Below are 15,296 nucleotides of genomic sequence, written 5' to 3'. Positions count from 1 at the left end.
ACCAGCTAACTGCTCCGGCCCCCTCGGGTACGGATCAATAGAGCCGTTCGAAACGCTTTTGCTCACGCTGAACTTTCTTGGCGTGGCGTTTTACGGCAGCTGCCGCTTTGCGTTTACGCTCAGCAGTCGGCTTCTCATAGTGCTCGCGGCGGCGTACTTCAGAGAGAACACCGGCTTTTTCGCAAGAACGCTTGAAGCGACGCAGGGCGACGTCAAACGGCTCGTTATCACGTACTTTTACAGAAGGCATTAAGCACTCACCTACCTTAAGGAGTCTTGAGTTCGGATAGTACGTACACTGCAATATTTCAATTCAAAATGCGGTGTACGACCCAGTTTTACAGCGCACAGTAGTCTAGTCGCCGTTGGCCATCTTTGCAAATCCTTAAGCTCGCCCACTGCGACAATGTTAGACTAGCAATCTTGCTTTTTACCTCGCTATCTTTAAAGAGTCTCTTTTTTATGCGTGTTCTCGGCATTGAAACTTCCTGCGACGAAACGGGCGTTGCGCTGTATGACACCTCACTAACCGGCGGCCAAGGGCTTCTTGCTGATGCGCTGTATAGCCAAATCGCCATGCACGCCGAGTTTGGCGGCGTGGTGCCCGAGCTCGCTTCTCGCGATCACACCCGCAAACTGCTACCGCTGATTGAACAGGTGCTCAGTGATGCCAAGTTAACGCGTCACGATCTGGATGGCATTACCTATACCGCAGGCCCTGGCCTAGTCGGCGCCTTAATGGTGGGTGCCAGCACGGCCCACGGCATGGCCCGGGCGTTAAATATTCCCGTGCTGGGTGTGCATCATATGGAAGGCCACCTATTGGCTCCAATGCTTGAAGAGCAGCCACCCGAGTTTCCATTCGTAGCGCTTCTAGTGTCCGGCGGCCATACACAGCTAGTCGAAGTGCAAGGACTGGGATGCTATCAGTTGCTCGGTGAATCGGTGGACGATGCTGCCGGCGAGGCTTTTGACAAAGCGGCCAAGATGCTGGGGCTTGCCTACCCAGGAGGACCTGAAGTCGCCAAACTAGCGGAACAGGGTGATCCCGAGCGCTTTCGCTTCCCGCGCCCTATGACCGACCGGCCAGGGCTCGACTTCAGTTTTTCGGGATTAAAAACCCACACCATGACGGCTATTCGCCAGTTGGAAGCGGCCGGGGAACTTGATGCCCAAGCGCGTGCCGACATTGCGCGCGCTTTTGAAGAAGCCGTTGTCGATACGCTGGTGATTAAGTGCCGTCGAGCACTGGATCAAACCGGCCTAAAGCGCTTAGTCGTTGCGGGCGGTGTCAGTGCCAATTACCGTCTGCGTGAACGCCTACAAGCCGCCTGTGAAAAACGTCAGGCACGAGCTTACTATCCACGGGGGCGATTCTGTACTGACAATGGCGCCATGATCGCTTATGTAGGCGCTCAGAGATTATCCGCAGGTGAGCAGGACGCCCCTGGCATGATGCAGGCGACACCCCGCTGGCCGTTAGATCAATTGGTACCGCCTGTTGCCGCTGATAGTTAGCAGCGCTCACATAAATCCGCCGAGTTAAGAGCCTCGAATCGGGGGCTCATCCCCACGCCTAAGCCGGCGAATATTAAGCCCATGACGGGCCAGTACTAATAAGCTGAATCCGCCTACGACGATGACATACTCAGGCGCCAACCAAGCGCATAGCAGTGGCGCCGCCAAAGCACTGATCAGCGATGCCATCGCCGCCATTCGCAACCGCCATGCCAATAACGACCAAATGACCGCACTTAACAACGCAACGCTAGGCACTAATACCAGCAACACCCCAAAGGCACTGGCGACCGCCTTGCCGCCACGCAAGCGATGCCACAACGGAAAGCTGTGACCTAGCAGCACTGCCAACCCAACCAGCCCCTGTAGCCAGACTGGATAGCTCATCCATTTGGCCCCCAGAACGGCAGGCATGCCCTTTACAGCATCTAGCAGCAGCGTAACAGCCGCTAAGCGCGGGCCATAAAGGCGTAGCACATTGGAAAATCCAGGATTAAACGAGCCATGTTGACGAGGGTCACCCACGCCAGATAAGCGGCAAACACTCAACGCCGCCAACCAACTACCGCTTAAATAACCCACTATTATCCACACCATGGCTCTCTGCTCGCTTTATAGACCGTCTTGATAGCCAGGCTCGCTGTCGTTTCGCCCCATCCTAACGTACAATCGCCCGCTTGTAGCAGCAGGGGAAAGGTAGATGGACCGCATTTTGATAGAAGCGTTAACTGTCGACACCGTCATTGGTGTCTACGATTGGGAGCGCTCGATTCAGCAGTCGCTGAGCGTAGACTTGGTGCTGGCGACCGATATACGCTCGGCGGCAGCCACCGATGATTTACGCCTCACCCTGGATTACGCCGCCATCTGCCAGCGCATCCAGCAGTTTGCCGATGCCCATCAATTTGCCCTGGTGGAAACCTTCGCCGAACGTCTTACCGAATGCTTGCGCGCAGAGTTCCCGATCACCTGGCTGCGTTTAACGGTACGCAAGCCAGGAGCGGTTCCCAATGCCGCTAGCGTCGGTTTGGAAATCACCCGCGGCACCCTACCGGAGGCAACGCAGGGGCCTAACGCATGAACTTGGTCACGGTCAGTTTGGGCAGCAATATTCATCCCACCCGGCATATTCGCTGCTGCCTTGATGCGCTTGCTGACACCTTTGGCCCACTGCAAATCTCCCGCGTATTTGAAAGCGAGCCGGTCGGTTTCGCCGACAGTCGCAATTTTTATAACCTAGTAGTGGCATTTTATAGCGACTGGGCACCGGGCGAACTTCAGGCGTGGAGTAAACAGTTGGAGATAGAATATGGACGTCTACCGGACATCGCCAAGTTCAGCCCGCGCGCTCTGGATATCGACCTGCTAACCGTAGGCAATCTCTGCGGCACCGTTGACGATATAGTCTTACCACGCAGCGAAATAACCCTTAATGCGTTTGTTCTGCAACCGCTTGCGGAACTGCTTCCTGCGGAGTGCCACCCCTTTTACAACGCTTCTTATGCTGCGTTATGGGAAGCTTTCGAGCTAGGTAGCCAGCGTCTCTGGGCAGTCGATTTTAGCTGGCATGGTCGCTGGATCTCCCAGGCAGACGAGCAGCCTCGCCTGACAGCGGCACGCCGATAACCTGCTAGTTCATCGCAGTCGCCATGGCCTGTCCACGGCGCTCACGCAAGGCCTCCCCCAGCGCGGCCCCCTGATACCCTTCTGCTATTAGCGCCTGTGGACTAACCGCACGGGCAGCTTGCCAGGCATTATCAAGCCGCTCCACCTGTTCAGGCGCCAGCACATTCACCAATGCCAACTGCTCCTCGACCTGGGCAGGCTTGCGCCAGCCATCTAAGCGTTCCAGCCAATGCAGCACATTCGAGCTATCCATTTCCCTGGCAAGCAGTGCATGAGTGAGGGCCGTATGGCGGGCAAGCTGGGCAACTGCGTTAGGTAATTTTAGCCGCGCCGCTAACGCATTTCGCTGATCAAAGCTTAGCGGCGATACCAGTTGTGCATAGCGCCAATGGGCTACCGTTATGGCACTGCTAACAGGCACCATCTCCAGTGCCGCCAAGCCTTTTTGTAGCGCTGAACCTGCGAGCTCGAAAAACCAAATAGATAGCGCCTCGCAGCGCTCAAGCGTTATGAAATAAACGTCCGGGCTTGGCTCACCTAGCGCCTTTTCGGTTTCAACCCACACACGCTCGGCGGCCAGATGTTCTAGCTCACCGCTATGGCTCACTTGGCGCATCAGTGCTAGGGTTTCTGGTGCAATCGTGAAACCGAGTGACGCATAGCGAGCCAGAAAGCGCGCCGTGCGCAATACACGTAGCGGATCTTCGCTAAATGCCGACGAAATATGCCGTAGTACGCGCTGCTCAATATCGCCCTGACCATTAAATGGATCGGTTAATTCGCCCTCAGTACTCTGAGCAATGGCATTGATTGTCAGATCACGCCGCAGCAGATCCTCTTCCAGACTGACATCGGGGCTGGCATGCACTTCAAACCCGCCATAGCCGTGGCCCGACTTGCGTTCGGTGCGGGCCAGGGCATACTCCTCAGCGGTTTCTGGATGCAGAAAAACCGGAAAATCGCGCCCCACGGGCTTAAAACCACGCTTGCGCATGGCGTCTGGCGTAGCGCCCACCACGACCCAGTCATTGTCATATACCGGCCAGCCGAGTAACTCATCGCGCACGGCGCCGCCCACCCGATACACCTTCAAGCCCGCTAAGCGGGGATCGCAATTGGTCTCTTTCACTACTGTCTACTCCGTTGCTGGCTCGCCACACTGGTTCGCTCTCCGCTGTCCAAATTGAGCGCGGTTAGACGCCCGCCCCAAACGCAGCCGGTATCAAGCCCTTCAACGGGTACTCGCGCCTGGGGAGTTTTCCCTTCCAGTGCAGCCCAGTGGCCAAACAACAGTTGAATATCATCAGTGCGTGGATATTGAAACCAAGGTAGAAAGCCCTCCGGGGCACTATCAAGGCCTTCTTTCGAGGCAAAGTCCAATCGACCTTGGGAATCAATGAAACGCATCCGCGTTAACACATTAACAATCAGACGCAACCTGTCCATGCCGTCCAGGTCATCGCGCCAAGTATCTGGCTGGTTGCCAAATAGCTGGGTTAAGAACTGTCCCGATGTCTCACTTGCCAGCGCCACCTGGACCTCCCGCCCGAGCGTTTCGGCCTGGGAGGTGCTCCATTGAGGAAGCAGCCCCGCGTGGGTCATAAGCGTGTTGTGTTCAAAAACACTAAGCGGCAAGCTTTGCAGCCAGTCCAGCAACGCGTCGCGATCAGGGGCGCTAAGTATATCGTTCAAAGTGTCGTTCTTTTTCAGCTTACCGCCTCCACGGGCCACGACCAGCAAATGGAAATCATGGTTGCCCAGAACACTTCGTGCCGCGCTACCCAGCGCACGCACTTCTCTCAAGCACGCTAAAGAGCCTGGGCCACGATTAATTAAATCGCCCACTAACCAAAGCGTATCCCGCGTAGGGTTAAAGTTGAGCTGCTCAAGGAGCGTTACGAATTCTGCGTGACAGCCGTGTAAATCGCCGATCGCATAGGTCGTCATGCGCGAGGCCTTTTTAATGAGATGAGTGGATTAAATACTATCACTTCAAAGACACACTCTGCCTGTCGCCCATTGTTTATCTTAATGTTTAACACTGGTGAAAAAGCCGAACCTAGATCATTATAAAAAAATGCCTTGGCATTCTCAGGAGGCACGGCAATCAGCGAAGTTACCTTTCATAAACAAGTTTCTTTTGAAAGCGTCGTTAACTCGCCACTACTGTTAAGGAAAACAATACGCTCATGCCTATGAATCCTACCCGACGCGGGTTACTGCGGGTCGCTACCCTTGCGGGGATCGGTGCGCTACTGCTGCCCGGCACAACGCTACTCCCTATGACCCAAGCGGCCGCCCTTAGGCTTTCTCCAATTCCCCCACCTATCCTGGTGAAGGGGTGGCTGCTTAACGCTAGTGACCGCTGATGTACATTGATTTTAAAGAACTCAGCGAACAGTCTGGCGCTGTGGATATCTGCATTATCGGTGCAGGTGCAGCGGGCATTTCCATGGCCGTCACCCTGGCGGAGCGAGGGCACCGGGTACTGCTCTGCGAAGGCGGCGATGCGGACTACAGCGAACGCTCCCAGGAGTGCTATCGAGGCGACGTCGTCGGCGACCCCTATATTCCCCTGTATGGCGCTCGGCTGCGCCATTTGGGCGGGTCGACCAACCACTGGGGCGGCATTTGTCGCCCTTTGGATCGCTACGACTTCAATGCCAAAGCCGCCGCCAGCGAAACGGCCTGGCCTATAGGCCGCGATGCGCTGGCTCCTTACTACAGTGCTGCCATTAACATGCTAGGACAAGAGCCTACGCCAGCCGATTATTTAATCCCTGAGGCGGGGTTTAAGCGCATCTATTTTTCGCTGGGCCACCCCACACGCATGAAGGAGAAGTATGCCGCTACGCTGAACGATTCGGCCACTCTGGAGTGCTGCCTAACAGCCAACTTGGTGGCACTGGAAACCCAGGCTGGCAAAGTCACCAGCGCCACTTTTAGAAATTACCGGGGCGACTACCGCAAGGTTCAGGCGCGCCACTTTGTACTCGCCTGCGGCGGCATCGAAAACTCGCGCCTGCTGCTGTGGTGCAACCAGCAGTTAAATGGCCAGCTAATCCCCCAAGCCGACACCCTGGGGCGTTACTGGATGGAGCACCCCCATGCCACGGTGGGCAAGGCGCTGCTATTTGAGCCCGCCGCCCTGGGTTTGGACGACGAGTACAATGTTTTCCTCTCCCCTACCGCTGACGCCATCAACACACGGCAAATACTTAATTGTGGGCTACGCTTGCACCGCATGAACGCTGAAGTCACCCAGGAACTGATTGACGAGCTCGCCGATCAGGCGCCCACGCTGGCGGGCCGACTGCGAGTCTGGCAGGCTCAAGGCCGGGTCATCCACGGCGCAGTGCTAAGAGCCGCCTGGGAGCAGGAACCACGCTATGACAACCGTATTGAGCTGAGCGATGAGCTGGATAAATTGGGAGTACCGCGTAGCCGATTGGTATGGCGGCAATCTGAGCTGGATCGCCGCACTATTCGCGAAAGCATGCTGCTACTGGGGGAGTACCTGCGCGACAACGAGGTGGGCAGGCTGCAAATGGCGCCCTGGCTCGCCGATACGCCAGTGCAGTTGCCCACCGATGGCGAACTTGCAGGGCGTCACCATATGGGCGGCACGCGCATGAGCCTGAATGCCGAGGAAGGTATCGTTAACGCCGACTGCCGCCTGTTTGCCCAGGATAACTTTTACGTGGCAGGCTCCAGCGTTTTTGCCAGCGCAGGGCACGCCAACCCCACATTGACCCTAGTGCAGTTGGCTCTGCGACTTTGCGACCATCTTGAGATTGAACTAACGCGGAGCGCCTAGTGAAGCTGGAGCGGTACGGCCAATCTAAATGGCGTAATCGCCACCTCAAAAACACGCTGGGTGGAGGTGTCTAACAGCGTATAGGCGCCTTCCATTACTCCCACCGGGGTCTGGAGAATCGCCCGGCTGGTGTAGCGAAAGCTTTGGCCGGGGCCGATCAGCGGCTGCTGGCCGACGACGCCTTTGCCGCGCACTTCTTGGTACTCGCCTCCTCCCTGGGTAATTTTCCAGTAGCGTGCCATAAGCTGAACGCTGTGGGGGCTTTGATTTTGGATGGCCACAGTGTAGCTAAATACGAAGCGTGACTCTCCATCATTAGACTCATCGGCACGGTAGTCAGGTACAACGCTTACTTTGATCGCCAGGTCACTCACGTTTGGCTGCCCCGCTCACCGTTTGCCTGCTCGTCGGCGGTAACACGGTTGGCAATGGCCACATACTCCGCCACGGTCAAGGTTTGCGGACGGCGAATGGGGTCAATGCCCAGGTCTTCCAGAGTATCGGCACTTACCCGCCCTTTGAAGTTATTGCGTAGCGTTTTACGCCGCTGGCCAAAGGCGAGCTTTACCAGCTCAAACAGTAGCGCTGGGTCTTCCGCGGTATGGGGCAGCGTTTCATGGGGCGTTAAGCGCACGATGGCCGAGTCGACTTTGGGACGTGGCACAAAGGCTTCCGGCGGCACAATAAACAGCTGTTCGACCTGGCAGTAGTACTGGGCCATCACCGACAGGCGCCCCCAGTCGGTGCCGCCGGGCTCTGCAGCTAAGCGTTCAACTACCTCTTTTTGCAGCATAAAGTGCATATCTTCTATGGCACTTCCCGCCGCCAGCAGATGAATTATCAGTGGTGTGGAGATGTTATAGGGCAGGTTGCCCACCACGCGTAGCGCAGGCCCATCGCCTTTCAGCGCAGCAAAATCGAACTTCAGCGCGTCGCCTTCATGAATCACGAAATCGGGGTAGTTGAAGAACTGCACCCGCAGGCCAGGAATCAGGTCGCGGTCGAGTTCGATCACTTCCAAGTGCCCCGCCGCTTCCAGCAGCGGCTCGGTCAGCGCTCCCTGGCCCGGGCCGATTTCGACCAGGCGATCCGTTGAGCGCGGGCCAACGGCGCGAACGATCCGCGAGATAATGCCGAGGTCGCGTAGAAAGTTCTGACCAAAGCGTTTACGGGCGCGGTGTTGGGGCACAGTAGACATCAAACGGTGTTCCTTGGAGTGCGGATTCAATCGAGAGTATTTCGCAGCGTACGCTACTCAGAAACAGACAATCGCTGCGCGGCTAAGCGGCGTGCCAGCGCGATCGCGACTTTTAAGCTGCCAGGATCGGCCAAGCCTTTACCAGCCAGATCCAGGGCGGTGCCATGATCGACCGAAGTACGCACCAATGGCAAGCCGAGGGTAATGTTAGCGGCCTGACCAAAACCTGCGTATTTTAACACCGCTAAGCCCTGGTCATGGTACATCGCCAGTACAGCATCGACACCTGCCAAGTGCCGCGGGGTAAACAGCGTGTCGGCAGGCAAGGGGCCAAGAATATCCATTCCCTCAGCGCGCAGCGCATCAAGCGCGGGGATAATTATATCCAGCTCTTCGCGCCCAAGATGGCCATCTTCACCGGCGTGGGGGTTTAGGCCGCATACCGCAAGGCGCGGCTTGGCAATGCCAAACTGGCGCTGCAAGTCGGCTGTCAGCAGGCGACTAATCCGAGTCACCCTATCAAAGGTGATGGCATCGGCAACGTTGCGCAGCGGTAAATGCGTGGTCACCAGTGCCACACGAAGATCACTACTTCCCTGCCAGCTTGGCGACGTCGCATGCAGCGCCGCGTCAGTGGCCAGCATCATCACCACGTCATCAACACCGCAGGCATCACGCAACCATTCCGTATGGCCGGTAAAACCTGGATGTCCGCCTTCAATAATCACCCCTTTATGCAGCGGTGCCGTCACCATGGCAGCAGCATGGCCACGCTGGCAAGCATCGACTGCCAGTGCCAAGGTGGAAAGAGCGTAGTCGGCGTTGGCCGGATTGAGAACGCCCGGCGTAGCTGGCTCAGTTAGTGTCACCGGCCAAACCGGCAGTACATTGGCCCCTCTGGGACACTCGCTGGTAGCACACTCAGCCACTGCGACATTTAGCCCGAGCGATGCTGCGCGCTGGCGCAGCATATCAGGGTCGCCAATAGCCACCGTATTTGCGGGAAGATGTCCCTGGGCCGCCAACATTAGCGTCAGTTCAGGGCCGATACCCGCCGGCTCGCCAGTCGTCACGACCACCGGCAGGGCATTGCCTGGCAGAAAGGCGCTATCTTCCATTAGAGACGAATATCAACAAACGCTTTTGAGCGAATCTCTTGCTGCCAGGTTTCAAGCTCTTCGTTGGCACGCCGCTGGAAGATTGCTTGGCGCACCTGCTCCCGTTGACTCTCTTGGGTAACGTTCTGACGGCGGCGTTCTTCTACTTCGATTACGTGGTAGCCGAACTGGGAACGTACCGGCTGAGATATTTGGTTGACGCTTAAATCACGCATCGCCTCCTCAAAGGCAGGAACAGTTTGCCCTGGGCGTACCCAGCCCAGCTCACCACCGTTGAGAGCGCTACCGCTGTCGTCACTATATTCGCGTGCCACCGAAGCAAAGTCAGCGCCTTGAGATAAACGTTCGCGTACTTCTTCAGCCCGAGCGCGCGCCTGATTTTCATCGCGATTAGGCGTTAGCGCTATCAGTACATGACGGGCACGCATCTCTTCAATAAAGTTCTGCTCGCCAGATTGTCCCTGCTGCTGGTTTAAAAAGCGCTCGACGTCACGGTCACTGACCGAGACACGATTACTGATTTGACGTTGCTGCACCTGGCGCATCAGCATTTCTCGGCGAACATCTTCGCGCACACTGGCCAGTGTCATGCCGTCCGCTTCCACGGCATCAGCAAACTCATCAAGCGTCATACCATTTGATTCAGCAATAGAGCGCACCTGTCCGTTCAGCTCGGTGTCATCAATCGTCAGGCTGGCATCTTCTGCCATTTGTATTTGGATTTCCTCCATCACCATGCGCTCAAGCACCTGACGCTCAAGCTGCGAGCGCGGCGGAAGATTACCGCCCTGCGACTGCGCCTGCTGCTCAATTTGCGCCATGCGATCATTAAGTTCGCTGCGCATAATGACACCGTTATTGACCACGGCCACGACACTGTCTAGCGCTTGGCGCTGAGAGGATTGAAAGTTCTGGGCCTGCACTGTAAGCGGGGCCAATGCAAGGCCAGCGCCTATACACAAGGCCAGTAGGCTACCAGCAGAGAGCTGAGTCATTCGGCCTAGCAAGGGCTTTTTCATTTTCATAACAAACGTCTCTTTCATTAGCCATTCTATGGAAGTCATTTACAGGGCAGTCGGTCGATAGCCAGGAATGGATTGTTCAAAAAAGCTGTCCGCCTCCTGACCTACGCCGCCTAAACCACGAAATACGAAGCGCAAAAATAGCCCGCGATCGTTAAAGTCATCGTCGATACGCGCGTTGTCATTATCATCGACCCATTCACGCCAGACGAGCTGGAGGCCATAACAGCAGTTGTTCCATTGCACGCCTGCTAGTTGCTCAAGCGAGCGATCATTAGTTTGATCGTGCAGGTAGCGGCCAATCAAATCAATGTTAGTACTGGCTTTCCAGGCAAAAGACAGATCCCACTCTTCGCGGTTATAGTCGCGATAGCCATCTTCGCCCGGTAAAACGCCGGGATCGAATCCTTCGATCTCCCATCGGTAGCCAAGGTTCACTACGTGCCCTTCGGGATGACGATAACGTACATCAACACTTGAGTGCTCGGTGCGATCACGGTGATCATCGTAGAGCCATTCGTAGCCACTGCTCCAGCGATCATTGATCTGCCAGTCAAGGCGGGTAACCAATGGCGAGCGATCCCGGGTTGCCTGGTAGCGGCTTTCAGGATTAACGCTGGGGTTATTTTCCGGTCGGTCCGGCAACGTATCTGCATCACCTTCGCTATCAATACGGCGTTCATCAAAATAAACACTTTGTCCTACCCCGAACGAGAGCCGGTCACGACCGGACGCATCTTCCACTAGCCGCGATTGAACGCCATAAGAGAGTCGGTTGAGATCGCCAACGCGATCGGTGCCAGAAAAGCGCTGAGCTGACCAGAGCTGATCCCATGAGAAAGCGCGTTCGCGGCTATCAAAGTCGGGCAAATCGCTCTGATCGGTGCGTGGCACATAAGCATAATTAAGCCGCGGTTCTAAAGTTTGATGATATTCGCGCCCGCCGAGGGCGAGCTCACGCTCAAAAAACAGTCCGCTGTCGATTGAGGTAAGCGCAATACTGCGGCTGGGCGAATCATCACGCTCCGTGTCGCGCTCGCCATAATCCAATTCGTAAATGGTGTTCCACAGTTCGGTACGTGGCTCCAGGTAACCCCAAGGCCGCTCAAAGCGCCAACCAATAACGGGAGCGAGATGCAACCGGCTACCAGTGGCCGCTTCACGCTCCGGCACGCGGCGCTCATCCACATCGCGCCAAAAATAGGTCGCGTTGGAACGCCATTGGGTATAAAGCCCATTATCAAACTGCCAATTAGCGTTAGCGCTTAGACTGGGCAATTGATAAAAGGGTTTATCACTATCGCCGAGCGGATCTTCCAAACGCTGGAAACCTTGGGCGCGGGCGTCTAATTGCCAGCGCTGGCCGCGGTAATCGACCTGAGCCAAACGCTCCATACTGGCGTGATCGCTATCGCCAAACTCACCGCCAAAGTCATCAAAGTAGCGCCCGTCGCTGGCGGCCCCATAACGTAAACGATAATTACTACGCTCGCTCACGCGACCTGCATGACGGGCATCCACGTACCAGCGGTCATCTCCTTCAAAGCGATTTTCTCCGCCACCAGAGCCACCGTTATCACTATTTAAATAGCCGCCTTCGACGATGCCTGAACTTTCTTCAAGTAAATAGCGGTATTCACCGTTCATCAGCAAGCCGTGGTCGCTCATCCAACGCGGCGTGATGGTAGCATCGTGATTGGGTGCGATATTCCAATAAAACGGCTGAGCGTAATCAAAACCATCCGATGAAAAACCTATCTTCGGCGAGAGCAGCCCGGTGTGGCGGCGGTCGTCAATAGGGAAACGTAACCATGGCCAGAAAAATACTGGTACGTCTTTTACACGCAAACGCGCATGGCGCGCCGTACCGTAACCTTCTGTCTGATACAAGCGGATATCGCTACTGACCAATTCCCAGCTGTTTGCGCCCGGATCACAGGTTGTGAAGCTTGCATCTTGTAGCCGGTACTCATTTTCGCCGGTTTGCTCTAACTGTCGTGCTTGGCCACGTAAATGCTGTTCGTATAGCACATAGTGGCTATTAGCTAGCGTCGCGCGGTCTTCGTTTAGCCTGAGCATCGCCTGCTCGCCGCGTACCAACGCACGCCCGTCGCGTATGGCGATATTACCTTCAGCATTAACCTGCTGGCGATCGGCGGGTAAAAAGACACGCTCCGCTTCCACTTCTTCCCTACCGCGACGCAGCACAACATCACCGCGCAACAGCGCCTCGCCGTCGGCGGCGTAATCCACGTCGCTAGCCTCAAGCGAGAGTGTTTCCGGGTTTTCTTCCGCGGGTAAGCGGTAGTTGGGCATGACATAGCGCCCCCGGCACAATTGGCTAGCCGCTTCTTCCTCACTCCAGGCTTTCCAATCCAACGCTTCAGCGGACATGGTTTGACCTTGAGCCACCGCCGTAAACGAGGCGCTAGCAAGCAAACTGCCCATCAGCGTATGCGCAACTGGCAACGTGCGTGAAAATCGCTTGCCCATGTTCGTTATCCTTGGCATCCAGAATCGGTATTATACAGCCCGCATGATGCCCGACCAGCAAGGAGCTTGCATGTCCTCTTATCGGATTAACGCCCTCACCACGTGGGCTGCCCAACAAAATGGCCTTTCAGAGGCCGATATCACGCTTTCATCTGCCGTAGGCGATGCGAGTTTTCGTCGCTATTTCCGCTTAACATTGCCCAATGGCACCACCCAAGTGGTGATGGATGCCCCTCCTGAGAAAGAGGATTCCCAGCCTTTTGTAACCATCGCCACCCGCTGGCACAGCGCTGGTCTGCCGGTTCCCAAGGTCCACGCCGCCAACTTAGCGGAGGGCTTTCTGCTGCTGGATGATTTAGGCAACACACCGCTACAGAATGTATTTACAGATGACGCTACCACGCAGGCTTACCATACGCAGGCTCTCAGGCTGATCGCCGAGCTGCAAAACCGAGCAAGTCCTGAATCACTGCCCGATTATGACTCGGCGCTGTTGGGTCGCGAGCTCGACCTGTTTCCGGAATGGTGTCTCGGCGCCTGGCTACAGTTAACACTACCCGAAAGCTGGCAGGCTACGCGCGAGCAGCTTATTCAACAAGCGTTAGCGCAGCCGGTCGTCAGCGTGCACCGTGATTTCGACGCCATGAACCTGATGGTACATGACCAGCGCCTATTTATGATCGACTTCCAGGATGCGGTGGCGGGTCCGCTTAGCTACGATGTTATTTCGCTGCTGCGGGGTCGCTACTGCCGTTTTACCAATGAGCAGTTTGCTGACTTCGTAGGCATCTTTTATCAGCAGGCACGCCGCGATGGCCGCCTTCCCAGTCGTGTGGATTTGGCAACATTTCTGATTCAGTGTCACGCCATGGCTGCCCAGCGCTCGCTGAAAGTACTGGGAATTTTCTGTCGTTTAACCCTGCGTGATCAAAAGAGTGGCTACTTGAAGCGCTTGCCTCACTTTCTGGATCATTTGGAAGATAGCCTTGCCTTTCTGACCGAACAGGCGGAGTTCGCGAAGTGGATCAAACTCATCTTACGGCCTGCCATCATGAAGCGATTAGCGGAAATACCGTCATGAAAGCGATGATTCTAGCCGCAGGGCTTGGCAAGCGGATGCGCCCCCTCACCGACCACTGCCCCAAGCCGCTGCTGCCCGCGGCGGGCAAGCCGCTCATCGTGCACCACCTGGAACGGCTTCGCGAGGCGGGCATTAATGAAGTCGTCATCAATGTCAGCTACCGTGCCGAGCAGATCATCAATACACTCGGCGATGGCGGCGCCTTTGGGTTACACATTCATTGGAGCCGGGAAACTACGCTACTGGAAACGGGCGGTGGTATTCAGCAAGCACTGCCATTGCTGGGCAAAGAACCGTTTCTACTTATCAACGGCGATATCTGGTGCGAAGCACTCCCCAACCCGCAAGCGCTAAAAGGCGACGATTTAGCCCACTTGGTGCTGGTGAAAAACCCGCTACACCATCCCGACGGGGATTTCGGGTTAATGACAGGGCGCGTTAATCAAACCAGCACTGAGCGCTTGACCTACGCGGGTATCAGTATGATCCACCCCGCACTACTCGCCGGGCAGCCACCGGGAGCCTTTCCCCTGGCGCCACTGCTCAGGGCCGCCATTGAGAACCAACAGGTGAGTGGTGAACATTACCCAGGGCACTGGGTCGATGTAGGAACACCTGAGCGGCTTGCTGAGCTGGAGAATCACTTACGCCATGGAAACTGATCCAGGAGGATAAGAGCAACGGGTAAGAGAGGCGCGCAGGCCAAGAAATGTTATGCTGCGCAACTTACCTTTCGTCGCCTAGATGAGGAGAGCAGCGTGAAAGCACGGGTAAAATGGACAGAAGGCCGTCAATTTGTGGCGGAATCCGGCAGTGGGCATAGCGTTGTGATCGACGGCCCGCCCGACCATGGAGGCCGCAACACGGGCCCCCGGCCCATGGAAATGCTATTGATGGGCATGGGCAGCTGCACCGCTTTTGATATTTTAAATATTCTTGATAAAGCGCGTGCCGATGTCACCGACTGTGTAGCTGAGCTAGATGCCGAACGCGCCGATGCAGTGCCCGCTGTCTTCACCAAGATCCATGTCCATTTCGTGGTAACCGGACGCGCACTGAAAGAAAAGCAGGTTGCACGCGCGGTGGAACTCTCTGCTGAAAAATATTGCAGTGCGTCAATCATGCTCGTCAATGGCGGCGTAGAGATCACGCACTCCTTTGAGATTATGGAGGCTTGAGCCGCTTTTTGCGCGACCAGCGCTCAGCGCCCTCGCCTCGCCTCGCCGTCCACTTAACCGTGGCGGCAAAAAAAGTAGTTCAGTCGGATGCAACCCGCCGTCTGGACGGGCATAATACGCCCGCTCGTTTCTCCTTCAACTGCGCCGTGACGGCTCTGCTTGGTTGCCTGGCAGGGTGGTTACACCGCAGCGATGGTGACAACGTCTTATCGGTTCCGGCGCTGGCTCGTCGGGGTGTCTTCATC

The 15,296-nt window shown here is 56.2% G+C and carries 17 protein-coding genes; 8 read left to right on the top strand and 9 right to left on the bottom strand.

From position 1 onward, the window contains the following. Positions 1 to 34: 34 nt before the first annotated feature. A complete protein-coding gene (rpsU, locus tag ACUVOF_RS06270) occupies positions 35 to 250 on the bottom strand; it encodes a 30S ribosomal protein S21 (protein ID WP_008956349.1) in 216 nt (71 codons plus the stop codon). Positions 251 to 462: 212 nt separating this feature from the next. Between rpsU and tsaD the strand changes: the two genes are divergently transcribed. Next, on the top strand, positions 463 to 1,518 hold the full coding sequence (gene tsaD, locus ACUVOF_RS06265) for a tRNA (adenosine(37)-N6)-threonylcarbamoyltransferase complex transferase subunit TsaD (RefSeq protein WP_447043523.1): 1,056 nt from the start codon (positions 463 to 465) through the stop codon (positions 1,516 to 1,518). A 24-nt stretch (positions 1,519 to 1,542) separates the two neighbouring features. Here tsaD and plsY read toward each other — a convergent pair whose 3' ends face one another. After that, positions 1,543 to 2,115, bottom strand: coding sequence for a glycerol-3-phosphate 1-O-acyltransferase PlsY (gene plsY, locus ACUVOF_RS06260; protein ID WP_447043522.1), 573 nt, complete (start codon positions 2,113 to 2,115; stop codon positions 1,543 to 1,545). A 103-nt stretch (positions 2,116 to 2,218) separates the two neighbouring features. Between plsY and folB the strand changes: the two genes are divergently transcribed. Together folB and folK are read left to right on the top strand one after the other, a co-directional pair. After that, a complete protein-coding gene (folB, locus tag ACUVOF_RS06255) occupies positions 2,219 to 2,599 on the top strand; it encodes a dihydroneopterin aldolase (RefSeq protein ID WP_447043521.1) in 381 nt (126 codons plus the stop codon). Next, on the top strand, positions 2,596 to 3,144 hold the full coding sequence (folK, locus tag ACUVOF_RS06250) for a 2-amino-4-hydroxy-6-hydroxymethyldihydropteridine diphosphokinase (RefSeq protein WP_447043520.1): 549 nt from the start codon (positions 2,596 to 2,598) through the stop codon (positions 3,142 to 3,144). The genes folB and folK overlap by 4 nt, the downstream gene beginning before the upstream one ends. Before the next feature lie 4 nt (positions 3,145 to 3,148). Here the strand turns inward: folK and ACUVOF_RS06245 are convergent, their stop codons facing one another. Together ACUVOF_RS06245 and ACUVOF_RS06240 are read right to left on the bottom strand one after the other, a co-directional pair. Next, entirely contained in the window at positions 3,149 to 4,273 is a 1,125-nt protein-coding gene (locus tag ACUVOF_RS06245) for a polynucleotide adenylyltransferase (RefSeq protein WP_447043519.1), read from the bottom strand. Continuing rightward, positions 4,273 to 5,091, bottom strand: coding sequence for a symmetrical bis(5'-nucleosyl)-tetraphosphatase (locus tag ACUVOF_RS06240; protein ID WP_447043518.1), 819 nt, complete (start codon positions 5,089 to 5,091; stop codon positions 4,273 to 4,275). Before ACUVOF_RS06240 ends, ACUVOF_RS06245 begins: the two co-directional genes overlap by 1 nt. A 242-nt stretch (positions 5,092 to 5,333) precedes the next feature. Between ACUVOF_RS06240 and ACUVOF_RS06235 the strand changes: the two genes are divergently transcribed. Together ACUVOF_RS06235 and ACUVOF_RS06230 are read left to right on the top strand one after the other, a co-directional pair. Then, complete coding sequence (locus tag ACUVOF_RS06235; RefSeq protein ID WP_447043517.1) at positions 5,334 to 5,513, top strand: hypothetical protein; 180 nt, start codon at positions 5,334 to 5,336, stop codon at positions 5,511 to 5,513. Further along, a complete protein-coding gene (locus tag ACUVOF_RS06230) occupies positions 5,513 to 6,961 on the top strand; it encodes an FAD-dependent oxidoreductase (protein ID WP_447043516.1) in 1,449 nt (482 codons plus the stop codon). The genes ACUVOF_RS06235 and ACUVOF_RS06230 overlap by 1 nt, the downstream gene beginning before the upstream one ends. On the opposite strand, the gene apaG is transcribed toward ACUVOF_RS06230, so the two are convergent. Genes apaG through ACUVOF_RS06205 form a run of 5 tightly spaced genes read right to left on the bottom strand, consistent with a single transcriptional unit; the run spans position 6,958 to position 12,792 of the window. Then, positions 6,958 to 7,335, bottom strand: coding sequence for a Co2+/Mg2+ efflux protein ApaG (gene apaG, locus ACUVOF_RS06225; protein WP_447043515.1), 378 nt, complete (start codon positions 7,333 to 7,335; stop codon positions 6,958 to 6,960). The two genes, ACUVOF_RS06230 and apaG, sit on opposite strands and share 4 nt — an antisense overlap. Next, positions 7,332 to 8,159: a 16S rRNA (adenine(1518)-N(6)/adenine(1519)-N(6))-dimethyltransferase RsmA gene (gene rsmA, locus ACUVOF_RS06220; RefSeq protein ID WP_447043514.1), complete on the bottom strand. Its 828-nt coding sequence runs from the start codon at positions 8,157 to 8,159 to the stop codon at positions 7,332 to 7,334. The genes apaG and rsmA overlap by 4 nt, the downstream gene beginning before the upstream one ends. Before the next feature lie 53 nt (positions 8,160 to 8,212). Beyond that, complete coding sequence (pdxA, locus tag ACUVOF_RS06215; RefSeq protein WP_447043513.1) at positions 8,213 to 9,277, bottom strand: 4-hydroxythreonine-4-phosphate dehydrogenase PdxA; 1,065 nt, start codon at positions 9,275 to 9,277, stop codon at positions 8,213 to 8,215. Continuing rightward, positions 9,277 to 10,302 (bottom strand): peptidylprolyl isomerase, encoded by a 1,026-nt coding sequence (locus tag ACUVOF_RS06210; RefSeq protein ID WP_447043512.1) that lies wholly within the window; start codon positions 10,300 to 10,302, stop codon positions 9,277 to 9,279. The genes pdxA and ACUVOF_RS06210 overlap by 1 nt, the downstream gene beginning before the upstream one ends. Positions 10,303 to 10,341: 39 nt before the next feature. Continuing rightward, positions 10,342 to 12,792, bottom strand: coding sequence for an LPS-assembly protein LptD (locus tag ACUVOF_RS06205; RefSeq protein WP_447043511.1), 2,451 nt, complete (start codon positions 12,790 to 12,792; stop codon positions 10,342 to 10,344). A 70-nt stretch (positions 12,793 to 12,862) separates the two neighbouring features. On the opposite strand from ACUVOF_RS06205, the gene ACUVOF_RS06200 reads away from it, so the two are divergent. The 3 genes from ACUVOF_RS06200 to ACUVOF_RS06190 all read left to right on the top strand — a co-directional run bounded on the left by ACUVOF_RS06200 (position 12,863) and on the right by ACUVOF_RS06190 (position 15,051). Next, positions 12,863 to 13,873, top strand: coding sequence for an aminoglycoside phosphotransferase family protein (locus tag ACUVOF_RS06200; RefSeq protein WP_447043510.1), 1,011 nt, complete (start codon positions 12,863 to 12,865; stop codon positions 13,871 to 13,873). Further along, complete coding sequence (murU, locus tag ACUVOF_RS06195; protein ID WP_447043509.1) at positions 13,870 to 14,535, top strand: N-acetylmuramate alpha-1-phosphate uridylyltransferase MurU; 666 nt, start codon at positions 13,870 to 13,872, stop codon at positions 14,533 to 14,535. Before ACUVOF_RS06200 ends, murU begins: the two co-directional genes overlap by 4 nt. 96 nt (positions 14,536 to 14,631) lie before the next feature. Beyond that, positions 14,632 to 15,051, top strand: a complete 420-nt coding sequence (locus ACUVOF_RS06190) for an OsmC family protein (protein ID WP_447043508.1) — start codon at positions 14,632 to 14,634, stop codon at positions 15,049 to 15,051. Positions 15,052 to 15,296 lie beyond the last annotated feature (245 nt).

Source organism: Vreelandella sp. H-I2 (assembly GCF_052959335.1).
This window is presented reverse-complemented; position numbering and strand designations above follow the sequence as displayed.

Coding starts and splice junctions, on each gene's coding strand:
- rsmA (WP_447043514.1), bottom strand. CDS start 8,159: ATGTCTACTGTGCCCCAACACCGCGCCCGTAAACGCTTTGGTCAGAAC.
- folK (WP_447043520.1), top strand. CDS start 2,596: ATGAACTTGGTCACGGTCAGTTTGGGCAGCAATATTCATCCCACCCGG.
- ACUVOF_RS06240 (WP_447043518.1), bottom strand. CDS start 5,091: ATGACGACCTATGCGATCGGCGATTTACACGGCTGTCACGCAGAATTC.
- folB (WP_447043521.1), top strand. CDS start 2,219: ATGGACCGCATTTTGATAGAAGCGTTAACTGTCGACACCGTCATTGGT.
- ACUVOF_RS06205 (WP_447043511.1), bottom strand. CDS start 12,792: ATGGGCAAGCGATTTTCACGCACGTTGCCAGTTGCGCATACGCTGATG.
- ACUVOF_RS06230 (WP_447043516.1), top strand. CDS start 5,513: ATGTACATTGATTTTAAAGAACTCAGCGAACAGTCTGGCGCTGTGGAT.
- murU (WP_447043509.1), top strand. CDS start 13,870: ATGAAAGCGATGATTCTAGCCGCAGGGCTTGGCAAGCGGATGCGCCCC.
- tsaD (WP_447043523.1), top strand. CDS start 463: ATGCGTGTTCTCGGCATTGAAACTTCCTGCGACGAAACGGGCGTTGCG.
- ACUVOF_RS06235 (WP_447043517.1), top strand. CDS start 5,334: ATGCCTATGAATCCTACCCGACGCGGGTTACTGCGGGTCGCTACCCTT.
- ACUVOF_RS06200 (WP_447043510.1), top strand. CDS start 12,863: ATGTCCTCTTATCGGATTAACGCCCTCACCACGTGGGCTGCCCAACAA.
- rpsU (WP_008956349.1), bottom strand. CDS start 250: ATGCCTTCTGTAAAAGTACGTGATAACGAGCCGTTTGACGTCGCCCTG.
- pdxA (WP_447043513.1), bottom strand. CDS start 9,277: ATGGAAGATAGCGCCTTTCTGCCAGGCAATGCCCTGCCGGTGGTCGTG.
- plsY (WP_447043522.1), bottom strand. CDS start 2,115: ATGGTGTGGATAATAGTGGGTTATTTAAGCGGTAGTTGGTTGGCGGCG.
- ACUVOF_RS06210 (WP_447043512.1), bottom strand. CDS start 10,302: ATGAAAATGAAAAAGCCCTTGCTAGGCCGAATGACTCAGCTCTCTGCT.